The following is a 15,846-nucleotide window of genomic DNA, read 5'->3' on the forward strand; positions in this document are numbered from 1 at the left end:
GTCATGCCAAATAAAACGACTGACACTATCACGTTTACTAAAAACGACGTTACCGAAGATAAAGGGCGTTTTAGCACACCCAAAAATAAAAAAGGCTATCAATATGATTATTTGGTATTTATCGGGCGTTTTCAGCCGTTTCATTTAGGTCATAAATCGGTTGTCGATGAAGCATTAAAGCTTGCTGAAAATGTGATTATGCTCATTGGCTCTGCCAATTTGCCAAGTAGTATCCGCAATAGCTTTAGTGTCGAAGCGCGTAGCCAAATGATTTTAGGTGCCTTTGACAAAAAAGATGCCAAACGTATTCATTGTGTCGGTTTGGATGATGCCTTATACAATGACACAAAATGGCTTCAATACGTGCAACAGTGCGTGAAGTCGGTTACCGGTGATTTAAACGCCAATATTGGTCTAATTGGACATTCAAAAGACAGCTCATCGTATTACTTGTCACTTTTTCCAAATTGGCAGTCGGTGGCTGTGCCGAATTTCCATGAGTTGTCTGCCACGCCAATCCGCGAAGGCTTTTTGCTTGGTGCTGATCCGTTAACCGATACAGTACCGCAATCGACAGCCGATGTCATGAAGGCATTTAAAAAGACCGAAGCATTTAAGCGTCTACACGAAGAGGCTGGCTTCATTGATAAATATAAAAAACAATGGGAATCAAGCCCCTACCCGCCCACCTTTATGACGGTTGATGCCGTAGTCATTCAATCAGGACACATTTTATTGGTCGAGCGTCGTGGTATGCCAGGTCAAGGACTATGGGCATTGCCTGGTGGCTTTATCGACCCTAAAGAGACGCTATTTGACGCCTGTATTCGTGAGCTACGTGAAGAGACTCGGTTAAAAGTACCTGAAGCGGTTCTGCGCGGCTCACGCCATAGTCAACATACCTTTGATGACCCGTATCGCTCAGCTCGTGGTCGCACCATCACCCAAGCGTTTTACTTTGTGCTCAAAAACGACCCCAAAGGCTTACCGTCGGTGAAAGGTGGCGATGATGCCAAAAAAGCGTTTTGGCTACCCTTGGCTGAATTAAGAGCCGATAGACTGTTTGAAGACCATTATGCCATTATTTGTAAAATGGTGGGTCTCTGATTTTTTCCCGCCAAACTGATAGACGGTTTGGTTTTAACCTGCGCAAGCAATCACCAGAGGAGTTCTGTGATGTTTAGTCAAAATTTTGACAATTTTATTTTAAATACCGATAGCTATAAGACGTCGCATTGGCTGCAATACCCGCCAAATACCGAGTACGTATCTAGCTATATTGAAGCGCGTGGCGGCAATAGTAACTTTGAAAATGTGCTATTTTTTGGTCTACAAGCTTTTTTAAAACAGTATCTTACCAAACCCATTACCGACGCTGATATAGATGAAGCCAAAGTGCTACTTGCGGCTCATGGCGTACCGTTTAATGAAGCAGGCTGGCGACAATTAGTCGCCAAACATGGGGGTCTATTACCACTTCGCATTCAAGCGATACCAGAAGGTATGGTGGTACCAACAGGTCAAGTATTGTGTCAGGTGGTGAATACCGACCCTGAGTTTTACTGGTTGACGAGCTATATTGAAACTACGCTATTGCGCGCTATTTGGTATCCTAGCACAGTGGCAAGCCTTTCTTATTATTGTAAACAAATCATCAAAGCAGGCTTGGAAAAATCGGCAGATAACTTAAATAATCTACCGTTTAAATTGCATGATTTTGGCGCCCGTGGGGTGTCTAGCCTTGAATCGGCTGCACTTGGTGCTCTTGCTCACTTGGTTAACTTTTCGGGTACGGATACCTTAAGCGCGATTGTGGCTGCCAATCGTTGGTATGGTATGCAAAATGACATGACGGCTTTTTCCATTCCCGCAGCAGAACATAGCACCATGACCACTTGGGGTCGTGAGCATGAAGCGGATGCCTATGGCAATATGATTGCCAAATTTGGCGGTGAAGGTAAAACCTTTGCGGTGGTGAGTGATAGCTACGATTTATGGAATGCCATTGATAATATCTGGGGCGGTGAGCTAAAAGAAAAAGTGGCGCAAACAGGCGGCACATTAGTTATTCGCCCTGATAGTGGCGATCCGATTAAAGTGGTTCGTGAAGCCTTACAGCGCCTTGCAGCAAAATTTGGCACTACCACCAACTCAAAAGGCTATAAGTTACTGCCGAGCTATGTGCGACTCATCCAAGGGGATGGTATTAACCCCACTAGCATGGGTAAAATAATTGATGCGGTGATTAAAGCAGGCTTTAGTAGTGACAATATCACCTTTGGGATGGGTGGCGGGCTACTGCAACAAGTCAACCGCGATACCTTGAATTTTGCCATGAAGACCAGCAGCGCACGGGTGGACGGTTTTTGGCGAGACGTGTATAAAGACCCAATTACCAGTGTGAGCAAACGCAGCAAACGCGGGCGTTTAGCCTTGGTCAAACATCAGGGTAGTTATATGACGCTGCGTGAAGATGAACTTGCTGAGCAAAATAATTTGTTGCAGGATGTATTTTTGAACGGTGATTTACTAGTTGATGATACGCTGATTGCGATTCGTCAACGCTCATCGGTAAAATCATAATTTAACTTGTCGCAATCTCAACAGCCGTCTTAATCAGACGGCTTGTTATCTTTAGCGCTAATTGACCCCTGCCATTGCCAAATATTTTTGGTGCAACTGTTCAAGTTTTAAATACAAATCGTCTAAGCTACCATTGTTGTCGACAATGTCATCGGCTTGTCTGAGCCTGTCATGACGCGACAGTTGATTTGCCATGATATTTTGAATACGTTCAGGTGTTTGACAATCACGCTGAGTGGCGCGCTCAATCTGCAAGAACTCATGACTATCGACCACCAAGACTCGTTCACACAGATTGGCTAACCCTGCTTCGGATGCTTCTAACAGCAAGGGTGCTACCAAAATTACATAGGGCGACTGGGCAGTTGCTAGTAATTCTTTGGCACGGCTGCGAATGGCAGGATGGGTAATTTGTTCTAAATCCATTAACGCTTGCGCACTGCCAAATACATGCTCTCGCATGGCACGACGATTAAGCTCACCTGCCTCATCAATTACCCAGTCACCAAATTTGGCGATGATTTTTTTTAGCGTTGGTGAATCTTTGGCAACGACGTCACGTGCCAATACATCGGCATCAATAATGACAATTCCATGCTCAGCAAACCAACCGCTCACTTGTGATTTACCACTACCGATGCCACCTGTAAGCCCCACTACCAACATAGCAACCCCTCCTTGATTCACGGATAATTGACCCATAAATGACGTCATGACATTTTGCCTAGATACCACGACATTATTGATTGCCCATACAAAAGTGCTATCATGCCGGCAATGGCGATATAGGGTCCAAATGCAAAAGGTTTGCTTTCACCTGAGCGCTTCATCAATATCACACCCACAACCGAGCCGACAAACGCAGATAAAAGCACAATGAAGGGTAGCATCAAAGGCCCTAGCCAAGCCCCCAAAGCCGCTAATAATTTAAAATCGCCATGCCCCATCCCGTGTTTGCCTGTGATAAGCAAAAACAATTGGTAGACAATCCACAGGCATAAAAACCCAAACACATAGCCAAAAATAGCCGCTGTGGGACTGACAAACAAGCCAAAGGCATTGACGAATAATCCTAATCCCGCTAATGGCAATGTAAATCGGTCAGGTAACAGTTGGGTATCAAAATCAATGCCTGTCAAAACGACTAATGTCCATGTGAGTCCCAATCCTGCCAGCGCTTGCCAAGTAACGCCAAATTTCATAACAACCAGCACAGACAAAATAGCGGTGATGATTTCTACAAGCGGATAACGATAACTAATGGCGTGATGACACTGACTGCATTTCCCTTTTAGCAGTAGCCAGCTAATAACAGGCATATTTTCAAACCAACGTATTGAATGCCCACAATGCGGGCAACGAGAAGCGGGACGGCTTAAGGTAATGGATTCATGATTGTCAATAACGGTTTCTGGATGGAGCAATAGCTGGCATTCGTTCTTCCACTGCTGCTCCATCATTAACGGCGTGCGATAAATCGCCACATTTAAAAAACTACCCACACATAAGCCCAAGATTGATACCATGAGTAAGGTAAGCCATTGAGACTGCTGTAATAATAATACAAAATCTAAAATCAATGCCATGATTGTTAGCCCACCACCGAGCCCATTTGGAAAATTGGTAGATACATGGCAATCACCAGACCCCCTACCAGTACCCCCAAAACCGCCATAATCATCGGTTCCATTAGGCTTGTTAACCCGTCTACGGCGTTATCCACTTCATTTTCATAATAAGTCGCCACTTTATCAAGCATCTCCTCTAGACTACCTGATTCCTCACCAATACCGACCATTTGGATAGCCATACTGGGAAAAAGATTGGTAGAACGCATCGAAAACTGCAGCTGCTGACCCGTCGCAACATCGCCTTTAATTTTTTGCGTGGCATTATAAAACACCACATTATTGGTTGCCCCAGCGGTTGAATCTAACGCATCAATCAGCGGCACACCTGCTGCAAAAGTGGTAGATAAAGTACGGGAAAAACGTGCAACCACCGCTTGATAAGCAATATTGCCAAAGATTGGTAACTTTAAGGTAAGTCGGTCTAAAAAATCGTTAAAGGGCTTGCTACGTTTTTTAGCTTCAGAAAAGCCAACAACAGCGCCTGCAATGCTAAATAGCAATAACCACCACCATTTTTGCATCCACTCCGACATATTGACCACCATTTGGGTAAACGCGGGTAACTCTGCGCCAAATGAATGGAATAAGTCAGCAAACACTGGTACTACTTTGACCAGCAAAATAATGGTAACGATAATCGCAACCACGATAACCGCAATCGGGTATTTCAAGGCTTTTTTAATTTTTGCTTTTAGTAGCTCGCTTTTTTCTTTGTACGTCGCGACACGCTCAAGCATGGTTTCAAGCGCACCTGATTGCTCACCTGCCTCTACCAATGAACAAAACAGGTCATCAAAATATCTGGGATGTTTGCGAAGCGCCGCAGCAAAGGTGCTACCTGATTCCACTTCTGATTTGACACTAAGCACCAACTCTTTCATTGAGGGGTTATCAAGCGCATCTGCAACAATTTCAAACGACTGAGTAAGGGGAACGCCCGCTTTCATCATTGTAGCCAACTGCCGCACAAAGATAGCAATATCGATTGCCTTGATGCTTTTTTTCATTTGAAAAATAGGCTTGGGTTTTTTCTTAATCGTCTTGACTTTGATGCCTTGCTTGCGTAGTTGCGCTTTTGCCAGCTCAATATTGCGGCTGGTGGTTTCGCCTTTGACTTTTTCGCCACGGCGATTGACCCCATCATAGACAAAGTCTAATAACATTTCTGTTTGGACTTTTGCCATACCCTTCCCCTTAATATCTCAACTAATCTTCAATAAAGACGGATAAAAAACGCCCTATTCGCTAGTAACACGATACATCTCTTGGATGCTGGTCGTGCCTTTTAGAACCTTTAAAATGCCAGAGCGCCTTAAATCCCTAAACCCTTGCTTTAAGGCCGCGTCTTTAATCTCAATAGCGTTGCCGTCTTCCATAATAATTCGGGCAATCTCAGGCGTCACTTTCATCACTTCATAAATACCAACACGTCCTTTATAGCCATCGCGGCATTCAGAGCAGCCAACAGGCTCATAAATGACATTGCTGGTATCTGCCAAATCTTCTTCCGTAAAGCCCATTTCAAGCAAGCTATTTTTTGGTACATCTGTCGGTTTTTTGCAGGATTTACACAGGCGACGGGCTAAGCGCTGTGCGATTACCAAATTGACTGAGGTGGCAATGTTAAAGGATGCCACCCCCATATTACGTAGCCGCGTTAAGGTTTCTGGCGCTGAGTTGGTATGCAAGGTTGACAGTACCATATGCCCTGTTTGGGCAGCTTTGACAGCAATTTCCGCCGTTTCCAAGTCACGAATCTCACCGACCATCACAATATCAGGGTCTTGACGCAAGAATGATTTGAGCGCACTGGCAAAGGTCAAGCCAACTTTATTGTTCACATTGACCTGATTGATGCCTTCAAGGTTAATCTCAACGGGATCTTCTGCGGTGGAAATATTGGTCTCAACCGTGTTTAAGATATTAAGACCCGTGTACAAGGAGACGGTTTTACCCGAACCAGTAGGACCGGTAATCAATAACATCCCTTGTGGTTTTGCCAGCGCATCCATAAATAGCTGCTTTTGGTCAGGCTCATAGCCGAGTGCATCAATACCTAGCATCGCTGATGATGGGTCTAAAATACGCAGTACGATTTTTTCACCAAATAAGGTTGGCAATGAGTTGACACGAAAATCAATCGCCTTATCCTTGGAAAGTTTTAATTTGATACGACCATCTTGCGGCACGCGGCGTTCAGAGATGTCCATTTGTGACATGACTTTCAGGCGGGCAGCAATTTTACCCGCTAGCTGCGTCGGTGGATTTGCCATTTTTTGTAACACGCCATCAATACGAAAACGCACGCGATAAGATTTTTCATAGGGTTCAAAGTGTAAGTCTGAAGCGCCCATGGTAATGGCTTTGATGAGCATCCCATTAACGAACTTGACGACAGGCGCTTCATCATTGACATCTAAATGACTGGTGGCACTACTGTCTTCATCGGCGCGGGTTTCATCAAACTCCACCGCTTCCATATCATCAAAATCAGCTAAATTGGTGGTAGTAAAGATTTTTTCGATGAGTGATTTGATTTTGTGGTGTTCGGCAACCACTGTTTCTACCGTAAACCTTGTACCAAACCGCAGCGCGTCTAAAGCATCTACCCACGTTGGGTCGCTCATGGCAACAAATAAGCGGCTACCTCGTTGGAAAATCGGCAGAATATTAAATTCGCGAATAATTTTTTCATCAACCGCTTCTTTTGGAATATAGTTGACATTGATGGCATCCAAATCAATGAGTGGGTCGCCAAATTCTCGCGAAATTACCCACGCTACCGCGTCAGCTTGCGCAAGCTTATTATCAACCACATAGGCGATTAAATTTGTTTTTTGCTGCTGCGATTCTGCCAATACTTTTTGCATTGCCGCTTCGCTAATTAGTCCTTCATGCACTAAGCGCGAGGCAATGCCACCAAAACTAGGAAGGGATGCTGCCATCGTTTTTCTCGTTTACTCAATATTTATTCAAATGGGCTAATGTTTGTTAGTGTAAACTATTCATTTATATATTAACAAATCATTCTCGACAAATCCGTGAATTCAACGATAAATAATTTTTTATCGCATTTTATCTCCATCAATCAACCTTCATAAAACTGTTGTTATACTTTATTCCTTCTTTAAACAACTCACTTGCGTGACCCAATAATTTATTCGGCAAATCGCGGCAATTACTTATATAATACCTACCATTTTAAGCCTGATATTTTAAATATTCCTATTTTCATATCTTCATATCTTTAAATGGTGATGTTTTACATCATGATATGTTAAATAGCGTTACTTATATTTTTAATGTTATCTTGACATTTATACTTTGCAAATTCATAGATAACCACTTACCTCAATTGACAGGGACATTATGAAAGCATCTGATTATGTAGCAAATTGGCAGAATTCTTGGGTGATTGCTAATTGGAAAATGAATCCTACCACACAGCTGACTGTCACAGCCCTCATGACCGATTTACAGCAACAGATACCTGCAGATGCACTGCAAAGCTGTAACGTGGTTGTTGCGCCGAGTTTTATGCATTTATCGACCACGCAACAAGCCATCCAACATGGATCATGTAACATTGGGCTAGCTGCGCAAAATTTATGTGCACAACACGCTGATAAAGGCGCGTTTACTGGGGAAGTTTCGGGTGCTCAGCTCAAGGACGCTCAAGTAAATTATGTTTTAGTCGGACATTCAGAACGCCGTCAATATTTTAATGAAGATGATGCTTGTTTAATTCAAAAAATTCGCAATGCCTTTGCACATGATTTAACCGTTGTTTTTTGTATCGGTGAAACACAAGCCCAATATGAGCAAAATCAGACCCAAGATGTGCTAGCAGCGCAATTAATGGTAGTTAAACAACTAGCCGCCGAATTTGCTAATACCCAATCTGAAGGCGCCCAAGTTGATAACGCCGAATCGGGTAACTTAGCATCGCGATTAATTATTGCTTATGAACCCGTTTGGGCGATTGGTACAGGTAAAATCCCAACCATACAAGCAGTACAAAACATTCATGCCTTTATCAACACCACCTTAACGGACATCGATGCCTCTTTAGCGACCACACCGATATTGTATGGCGGCAGCGTGAAAGCGGATAATGCTGCAGAAATCGCCCAATGCTCAAATGTAAATGGGGTGTTGGTAGGTGGGGCATCACTTGACGCGACTGGCTTTACACAAATTATTCAAGCATTTGCCCAAATTTAAGGTAAAATATCACCCATTTAAAATTTTTACTTTTGCCACTGACAGCGTTTTTGTTGGGCATCAGTGCTATCAAGTTTTGTAGAGATAAGTATGTATAATGCAATTTTAGTGGTTCATATCATTGTCGCCATTTCAATGATTGGTCTGATTTTGGTTCAACATGGTAAAGGTGCCGATGCCGGTGCTTCATTTGGTGCAGGTGGTTCGGCCACCGTATTTGGTGCGTCTGGCTCTGCCAATTTTTTGACGCGCTTGACGGCGGTTTTAACGGCAATCTTCTTTATTACCAGTATGACACTGGCAGTATTTGCTAAACAGCAATCGCTATCTAGTCGTACCCTTGATACTAGCCTAGCAACTAGTACTGCGCCTGCAAGCCCTACACCAACGACACCTACACCATCCAAATAAGTCATTAAAAAAAATGTTGCGTTATTGGTAGTTTTGACCTAGAATACAGCGTCTATTTTAGAGTGTTGTTATTTAAAAACAGCTTGGTTAAAGTAGTTTGGTTTTTTGCGATTGTGGTGGAATTGGTAGACACGCTACCTTGAGGTGGTAGTGCCGCAAGGTGTGAGGGTTCGAGTCCCTCCATTCGCACCAACTAAATTAATTTAAATAACTGTTGACAAGGTTAATATCTCACTCTATAATACGCTCTCTAAATTGTTGCGGGGTGGAGCAGTCTGGTAGCTCGTCGGGCTCATAACCCGAAGGTCGTTGGTTCAAATCCAGCCCCCGCTACCACTTTTCTAGTAGCATTGCTTTGGTATCATTACTAGAAAAATCAATTTAGACACACTTTTATTGATTTAAAAGCCCACCAATTAGTTTGTGGGTTTTTTTGTATCTGTTGGTTTCGAAAAAACTTAAGTTTTGCTAAATTAGCGGTTGCGTTTTAGTAATTTGCCAATTTTTAAAATCAGCTTTTAAAATCAACAAAGATGTTAATAATCAACTCTAAAGGATATCATGAAACTATCAACGAAAGTTGCTGAACTGACCCAAATCATTGAGCCAGCAGTAACTGCCTGTGATGTGAGCTTGTGGGGTATTGAGTTTGTACCACAAGGTCGTCGCTCTCTTCTTCGTATTTATATTGAAGCCCTACCTGAAGACCGTGCCGAAGGCAAACAAGTCACCATTGAAGACTGTGCTGCGGTCACCCACCAAGTCGGTGGTGTGTTGGACTTGCACGACCCGATTGCAGGCGAGTATCTACTTGAGGTGTCTTCACCCGGTTTAGACCGCGCGTTTTTTTCTGCAGAGCAGCTGCATGACTATGTGGGGCAAACCATCAGCTTACGATTGATTCATGCGATTGGACAAGGTAGTGATAAGCGCCGTAAAGTCACAGGCGAATTGGTCAATATTGACGAGCGCCAGTTGAGGGTCAAAACCGAAAATGATCAAGTCAATGACCAACTTTTAGCCATCGAGCTTGATAATATTGATAAAGCCAATTTGGTCTACCAATTTTAGCTTTTAAATTTGGGGTTAACGCCTTTTTTACGCTATGTCTTCTAGCTAACTTTTTTCTAGCTAAAAGCAAGATTTTAAAGAATAAAGTCTAGAATGACTTAAATTATAGGTGATTACATGAATCGAGAAATTTTAACGGTCGTTGAAACCGTCAGTAATGAAAAAGGCTTAAATCCTGAAGATATTTTTGAAGCGATTGAGCAAGCCTTGGTGGTATCGACCAAAAAGAAAGTTTATAGTGAGCAGCCTGAAGTTGCCGTTCGCGTGCATATCAATCGCAAAACAGGTGACTATGACACTTACCGTTATTGGACAGTAGTGGCAGATGAAGATCATGAAATGCCTGCCTGTCAGCTAGCGATTAGCGATTTGGATGAAAACGAGTGGAAAATCGGCGACGTCAAAGAAGAACAAATCGAATCCATTGAATTTGGTCGTATTGCCGCTACCCAAGCCAAACAAGTCATTATTCAAAAAATCCGTGAAGCTGAACGCTCACTGGTGGCAGATGCGTTTGAACATCGTATCGGCGAGATGATTACGGGTGAAGTCAAAAAACCGGCACGCGATGGCTATATCATTGATTTGGGCGATAATGTCGAAGGCTATCTACCACGCGATAAAATGTTGCCGCGTGAGCAGCTACGCATTAAAGGTCGTATCAATGCGATTTTAGAGCAAGTCAATCGCGATAACCGTGGTGCTCAGCTCGTATTGTCTCGTACCTCACCACAAATGCTAACGGCACTGATGCAAAAAGAAGTACCAGAAATTGCTGAGCAAATCATTGAAATTCGTGATGTTGCGCGTCAACCTGGCTTACGTGCTAAGATTTCAGTCAAAACCAATGATCATCGTATCGACCCCGTCGGCGCTTGTATTGGTATGCGTGGCACTCGTATCCAAGCCGTGCAACAAGAGCTTGAAGGCGAGCGTATCGACGTAGTGGTATGGTCGGATGATGCGGTGCAGTACATTATCAGCGCTTTGGAACCTGCGGATGTCGATCGTATTATTCTTGATGAAGATACCAAAACTGCAGATATCATCTTTGCCACTAACGATCAGTTGGCCCGTGCGATTGGCTCACAAGGTCAAAACGTGCGCCTTGCATCAGAATTAACAGGCTATCGTCTTAACATGATGCTCGAAGACGAGTACAATGCTCAACAAGAATCAGAAACCAAAGTGTATCGCGACCTATTCTACACACGTCTTGAAGTCGATGAAGATTTGGCACAAGCCTTGGTGGATATTGGATTTACCTCACTTGAAGAAGTTGCGTATGTCCCTGCTGAGACTTTCTACGACATCGATGGGCTAGATGATGACGCCATCGACGCAATCCAAGAACGTGCCAAAGAAGCGGTGATTGCCGATGAATTGGTCAAACAACAAAATATTAAAGAGCCAAGCCAAGAGCTTCTAAACCTTGAAGGCATGACTCAAGCATGGGCCTACAAGCTTGCCGAACGTGATGTCATCACCGTCGACGACCTTGCCGAACAAGCCATCTTTGATATCCAAGATATCGAAGGTCTTGATGAAAAGACCGCAGGTGAGCTTATTATGAAAGCCCGTGAATCATGGTTTAATTAAAAAAGGTGTATGAATGGCAGATAAAACCGTAAAAGAACTTGCAGCAATGACCACAAAGACCGTTGAAGCAATTAATAATCAACTGGTCAAGGCAGGGCTGTCTGCGCGCGGTGACAATGACATCGTCACCGATAGCGAACAACAAAAACTGGTCAGCTTTTTACAACAAAGTCATGGTCAAAATGATAAACCTCGCATTAGCTTAAAAAGCAAAACTACTTCTACTGCACGGGTGACAGGCACTTCTGGTAAAGCCAAAAGTGTCAATGTTGAAGTACGCAAAAAAATGGTATTTGATAAACCAAATCCCAATAAAATTGCTGAAGAGCTAGCCTCTCGTGAAGCAGCGACTAAAGACGCTGAAGAAAAAGCGCGTTTGGCAAAAGAAAAAGCCGCCCAAGAACAAGCTGAAAAAGACAAAGCCAAACAGGCCGCTGAAGCGCGTCAACAAGCTACCCTTGCGGCAATGCGTGCTAACTTAGGTGGCGGTAGTCAAGCTGCCAAAGAGCACACAACTACCAGTGTGGTAGTGAAAAAAGGCAACAAAACTGCTGCAATTGAAGTCAAAAAAGCTGACAAAAAACCTGCGCCGAAAAAAGAATCGGATAGTGAACGCAAAGCGCGTGAAGCAGAAGAAGAACGCTTACGTCAAATCGAATCAGAAAATCGCCGTAAAGCCGCCGAAGAAGCTCAGCAGCGTACCCTTGAGCAAATGCGTCAAATGGCAAGTAAATACAGCGAAACCGATACTGAAACTACGATGGTTGTCAAAAAAGATGAGCCATTGGCAGAAGGTTTGGTGGGCGCAGCGCTTGAAGATTCATTTGAACAAGAACGCCGTGAAATCAAACGCGGAACCGCAAGCACTGCCAACAAAAACCGTCGTCGTCGCCGTGGTGATGAGGGTGAGCAGGAAATTAAGAACCGTGGTCGCGGCTTAAAATCATCGCAAGCCAATAAACACAAATTTGAAAAACCGGTTGAAAAAATCGTGCATAACGTTGAAATCGGTGAGACCATCGTGGTATCTGAACTTGCCCAAAAAATGGCAATCAAAGTACGCGAAGTCGTCAAAATGTTGATGAAAATGGGCGAGTTGGTCCGTGAAAACGAATCTATTGACCAAGAGACCGCTGCCCTACTTGTTGAAGAAATGGGTCATAACCCAGTGCTTGTCAGCTCAACGCAGGTTGAAGATTCATTACGTGAGGCGGTTGGCGAGAAAAGTAGCAATGTCCAAGCGCGTCCGCCTGTGGTTACCATCATGGGTCACGTTGACCACGGTAAAACGTCCCTGCTCGATAAGATCCGTTCAAGTAAAGTGGCATCGGGCGAGGCAGGTGGTATTACTCAGCATATCGGTGCTTATCATGTGCAGACTGACCAAGGCGTTATTACTTTCTTAGACACTCCAGGTCACGCCGCATTTACCGCGATGCGTTCTCGCGGTGCCAAAGCGACGGATATCGTGGTGTTAGTAGTTGCAGCTGATGACGGTATGATGCCGCAGACGGCTGAAGCGATTGACCATGCGCGTGCAGCGGGTACCCCGATTATCGTGGCTATCAACAAGATGGATAAAGACAGCGCCGATCCAGACCGCGTTCTTAACGAATTGACCACCAAAGAAGTCGTTCCTGAAGAATGGGGCGGTGACACACCGGTAGTCAAAGTCTCTGCGTTAACAGGTCAAGGTATCGATGAATTGCTTGAAGTGATTAATCTACAAGCAGAAGTGATGGAACTTGAAGTCGCTACTGACGGTGCAGCACAAGGTGTGGTGATTGAATCACGTCTTGAAAAAGGTCGCGGTGCTGTGGTTAGCTTGCTGGTTAAACAAGGTACTTTAAATCAAGGTGACTTGGTACTTGCTGGCGAATATTATGGTCGCGTCCGTGCTATGACCGATGAAAACGGTCAAAAAATCACCTCAGCAGGTCCTTCAATTCCTGTTGAAATCTTAGGTCTGCCTGATACACCAGCGGCTGGTAGCGAGTTTATGGTCGTCTCAGATGAGAAACGTGCGCGCGAAGTTGCAGAATATCGCACGGTTCGTGAGCGTGAAAAAGTGCTTGAACGTCAAGCCAAATCACGCTTAGAAAACTTGTTTGACCAAATGAGCGATGCCAAACTGCCTTCTGTTAATTTGATTCTTAAAACTGACGTTCGAGGTTCACTAGAAGCCTTGTTAACCGCGCTTGATGAATTATCTACGGATGAAGTTAAAGTCAAAGTTATCTCATCGGGTGTCGGTCCAATCACCGAATCGGATGTGGTACTCGCCGAATCAAGTGAAGCGGTATTATTAGGCTTCAACGTTCGTGCTGATACCGCTGCCAAACGCAAAGCGGATGAAGCAGGCTTAGATATTCGCTACTATAGTGTTATCTATGGGCTGATTGATGATGTGAAGGCAGCAATGAGCGGTTTACTTGCGCCAGAACATCGTGAGCAAATCTTGGGTATCGCTGAAGTACGTGAAGTCTTCCACTCTAGTCGCTTTGGTTATGCAGCCGGTTGTATGGTGACAGAAGGTAATATCATCCGTAACAAGCCAATTCGGGTATTGCGTGATGACCAAGTTATTTTCACGGGTCAATTACAATCATTACGTCGCTTCAAAGAGGATGTTAATGAGGTGCGCGCTGGTATGGAGTGTGGCCTAGCGGTAAAAGGTTATGAAGTAAAAGAAGGCGATAAGATTGAAGTCTTCGAAATTCATGAAGTCAAACGTACCTTATAAGCTAAGCTGACAACCTAATACTGCCAGCTTGCTATTAGCAACCTTCCCAGAGGTCTAATTAATCTAGGTTAATTAGACCTTTTTTTACTATAAAAAGGATTACCAATGAATCAACGTTTACAACGTCTTGCCGATCAAATTCAGCGCGACCTAGCGGTTTTGATTCGTGACGAGATTAACGACCCACGCTTGACTGGGTTTGTGACCATTTCTAGTGTCAAAATCAGCCCAGATTTGGGTTATGCTGATATCTATGTCACTATCATGGAAAAGTCGATGGATGATGCGATGGCAAAAGATTATCATATCGAAAGCTTAGAAGTGCTCAACAAAGCATCAGGTTTTTTGCGTACTGAGCTCAGTCATTTGCTAAAAACCCGCACTACGCCGCGTCTGCGCTTTCACTATGATGAAGTGACCGCTAACGCTAACTATATGATGAACCTGATTTCTAAAGCGGTACAAAGTAGCGAAGGTCAGCCATCAGACGACTGATGCGTTGTAGGCTATGATGAGCTTATTTGTCACTTTGAGTCATTAACAGGGATGTTGAATGCAGTTACTTTGGGGTATCATTAAGTTTATCGTCATTATTCTCTCAAGTCTGTGGGTCGGGGTGTTCGTGTGGACGCATCAGCCCTTAGGCAGATATGTCAGTCTGACACTGATTAGCGTATGGGTATTTTTTACCCTCGCTGTTTTGGTCAGTATCATCAAACCGACCCTGTTTTCATCCCTACTTTCTCACCAGCCTTTATTGTTGATTTTTTTTGCGGTGGTGGTGATTGCCATTGCATGCTTTTTTTCGATGTCAGCTAGCAATGCGCGGGATTGGAACCCTGAAGTTGCCCAAATGTTAGACTATCGGCTTGACAGTGATGGCAACACACTCACCATTAGCAACGTTAGAAATTTTGATTGGCAAGATAAAACCCATTTTCAGCCGCGCTGGGAAACTAGGCAATACGACTTGGCAAAACTGCAAACTGTCGATTTTATCGCGTCTTATTGGATGGGCGATGCCATTGCCCATACGCTAGTGAGTTTTGGGTTTAGTGATGGAAAGCAGCTTGCGTTATCTATCGAGATTCGCAAAGAAGTCAATGAACAATTTAGTACGCTGGGTGGATTTTTTCGCAAGTTTGAATTAGTGATTATCGCTGCGGATGAAAAAGATATCATTTATACCCGTAGTAATATTCGTCATGAAGATGTTTATATTTATCCCATCAATATGCCAAAAGACCATATTCAAGCGCTGCTGCTTGCGTATCTAGCGAAAGCTAAGTCCTTAAAAACGCAGCCGACATGGTATAATTCATTGGTAAATAACTGTACCACGGCAATTTACGAGCTGATTGACGATATCGAACCTTTGCCATTTGATTATCGTATCCTGTTATCGGGCTATATTCCCAGTTATCTATATGACCAGCAATTGATTGATAACCGCTATAGCTTGCAGCAGTGGCAACAACGGGCACATATTAACCCTAAGTCAAAGCCGTATTCTGTCAACCACCCTATTAGCGCAGCAGATTACTCGCAGCTGATTCGAACCGACTTTTAATGAATTGATAAATC

13 protein-coding genes and 2 tRNA genes are annotated in these 15,846 nt (G+C 43.8%); 11 read left to right on the top strand and 4 right to left on the bottom strand.

Features of this window, described 5'->3' with window-relative positions:
• Window positions 1-3 precede the first annotated feature (3 nt).
• Together LAJ61_RS04220 and LAJ61_RS04225 are read left to right on the top strand one after the other, a co-directional pair.
• Window positions 4-1,107, top strand: a complete 1,104-nt coding sequence (locus tag LAJ61_RS04220; protein WP_224054584.1) for a bifunctional nicotinamide-nucleotide adenylyltransferase/Nudix hydroxylase — start codon at window positions 4-6, stop codon at window positions 1,105-1,107.
• A 69-nt stretch (window positions 1,108-1,176) separates the two neighbouring features.
• The gene (locus LAJ61_RS04225) at window positions 1,177-2,583 is read left to right on the top strand and encodes a nicotinate phosphoribosyltransferase (RefSeq protein WP_224054585.1); all 1,407 of its coding nucleotides are present in this window, start codon (window positions 1,177-1,179) and stop codon (window positions 2,581-2,583) included.
• 57 nt (window positions 2,584-2,640) lie between these two features.
• On the opposite strand, the gene coaE is transcribed toward LAJ61_RS04225, so the two are convergent.
• The 4 genes from coaE to pilB are packed head-to-tail and all read right to left on the bottom strand — an operon-like array spanning window position 2,641 to window position 7,159.
• The gene (gene coaE / locus LAJ61_RS04230; protein WP_224054586.1) at window positions 2,641-3,297 is read right to left on the bottom strand and encodes a dephospho-CoA kinase; all 657 of its coding nucleotides are present in this window, start codon (window positions 3,295-3,297) and stop codon (window positions 2,641-2,643) included.
• Window positions 3,294-4,169: a prepilin peptidase gene (locus LAJ61_RS04235; protein ID WP_224054587.1), complete on the bottom strand. Its 876-nt coding sequence runs from the start codon at window positions 4,167-4,169 to the stop codon at window positions 3,294-3,296. The genes coaE and LAJ61_RS04235 overlap by 4 nt, the downstream gene beginning before the upstream one ends.
• Before the next feature lie 5 nt (window positions 4,170-4,174).
• Window positions 4,175-5,398 carry a type II secretion system F family protein gene (locus tag LAJ61_RS04240; protein WP_100285197.1) on the bottom strand — a complete coding sequence of 408 codons (1,224 nt, stop codon included), beginning with the start codon at window positions 5,396-5,398 and terminating at the stop codon, window positions 4,175-4,177.
• Between the two features lie 54 nt (window positions 5,399-5,452).
• Window positions 5,453-7,159, bottom strand: coding sequence for a type IV-A pilus assembly ATPase PilB (gene pilB, locus LAJ61_RS04245; RefSeq protein ID WP_224054588.1), 1,707 nt, complete (start codon window positions 7,157-7,159; stop codon window positions 5,453-5,455).
• 424 nt (window positions 7,160-7,583) lie between these two features.
• On the opposite strand from pilB, the gene tpiA reads away from it, so the two are divergent.
• From tpiA to LAJ61_RS04290, 9 genes are all read left to right on the top strand, one after another.
• Window positions 7,584-8,438: a triose-phosphate isomerase gene (tpiA, locus tag LAJ61_RS04250; RefSeq protein WP_224054589.1), complete on the top strand. Its 855-nt coding sequence runs from the start codon at window positions 7,584-7,586 to the stop codon at window positions 8,436-8,438.
• Between the two features lie 90 nt (window positions 8,439-8,528).
• Entirely contained in the window at window positions 8,529-8,849 is a 321-nt protein-coding gene (gene secG / locus LAJ61_RS04255) for a preprotein translocase subunit SecG (protein ID WP_007115079.1), read from the top strand.
• 107 nt (window positions 8,850-8,956) lie between these two features.
• Window positions 8,957-9,041, top strand: a tRNA-Leu gene (locus LAJ61_RS04260).
• A 67-nt stretch (window positions 9,042-9,108) separates the two neighbouring features.
• A tRNA-Met gene (locus tag LAJ61_RS04265) sits at window positions 9,109-9,185 on the top strand.
• 225 nt (window positions 9,186-9,410) lie between these two features.
• Window positions 9,411-9,920, top strand: coding sequence for a ribosome maturation factor RimP (gene rimP, locus LAJ61_RS04270; protein ID WP_224054590.1), 510 nt, complete (start codon window positions 9,411-9,413; stop codon window positions 9,918-9,920).
• Between the two features lie 117 nt (window positions 9,921-10,037).
• Window positions 10,038-11,519 carry a transcription termination factor NusA gene (gene nusA / locus LAJ61_RS04275; protein ID WP_007115082.1) on the top strand — a complete coding sequence of 494 codons (1,482 nt, stop codon included), beginning with the start codon at window positions 10,038-10,040 and terminating at the stop codon, window positions 11,517-11,519.
• Between the two features lie 13 nt (window positions 11,520-11,532).
• Complete coding sequence (gene infB, locus LAJ61_RS04280; RefSeq protein WP_224054591.1) at window positions 11,533-14,262, top strand: translation initiation factor IF-2; 2,730 nt, start codon at window positions 11,533-11,535, stop codon at window positions 14,260-14,262.
• A gap of 105 nt (window positions 14,263-14,367) precedes the next feature.
• On the top strand, window positions 14,368-14,757 hold the full coding sequence (locus LAJ61_RS04285; RefSeq protein WP_224054592.1) for a ribosome-binding factor A: 390 nt from the start codon (window positions 14,368-14,370) through the stop codon (window positions 14,755-14,757).
• 58 nt (window positions 14,758-14,815) lie between these two features.
• Entirely contained in the window at window positions 14,816-15,832 is a 1,017-nt protein-coding gene (locus LAJ61_RS04290) for an Lnb N-terminal periplasmic domain-containing protein (RefSeq protein ID WP_224054593.1), read from the top strand.
• The last annotated feature ends 14 nt before the right edge of the window (window positions 15,833-15,846 follow it).

The sequence above is a fragment of the Faucicola osloensis genome, assembly GCF_020041925.1.
In the GTDB taxonomy this organism is placed as follows: domain Bacteria; phylum Pseudomonadota; class Gammaproteobacteria; order Pseudomonadales; family Moraxellaceae; genus Faucicola; species Faucicola osloensis_D.